Annotated in this window: 1 pseudogene; it reads left to right on the plus strand. The window is 44.6% G+C overall.

The features are described 5' to 3' along the window. Positions 1-42: 42 nt before the first annotated feature. Positions 43-341, plus strand: a pseudogene (locus CWM53_RS08790) (hypothetical protein); the annotation flags it as partial.

A 341-nucleotide genomic window follows, 5' to 3' on the forward strand; every position in this document is an offset into this window, starting at 1 on the left:
TATGCTGGCGCAAACCGGTTATAGCGCTCACAAGGAATAAAAGTGAACCCCGTCATTAGCTATATTGCCAATTTACATCCGTTATCATTTATGGGTTATTATGTATTATCCACCACAGTGATATATATTCTGCTGAATATAATTATTGCGAAGACCCGCCCTGCCGGAAATACCACCGCCGTTCCGGCGCCCTATTCTATCTCCCCCTCTTTTTTAGCCTGGCTACGTCATCGCGCCACCAGCGTTATTCAGCTTGCTATGTTCCGGCTGTTAAGAAAAAACTATGTCACTCTCATCTATTCTGCAGAAAATATTCAGCTCTGCGCCAATCAGCAGTATGC

Origin of the sequence: Klebsiella sp. A-Nf5 (genome assembly GCF_002810545.1) — a bacterium.
In the GTDB taxonomy this organism is placed as follows: Bacteria; Pseudomonadota; Gammaproteobacteria; order Enterobacterales; family Enterobacteriaceae; genus Klebsiella; species Klebsiella variicola.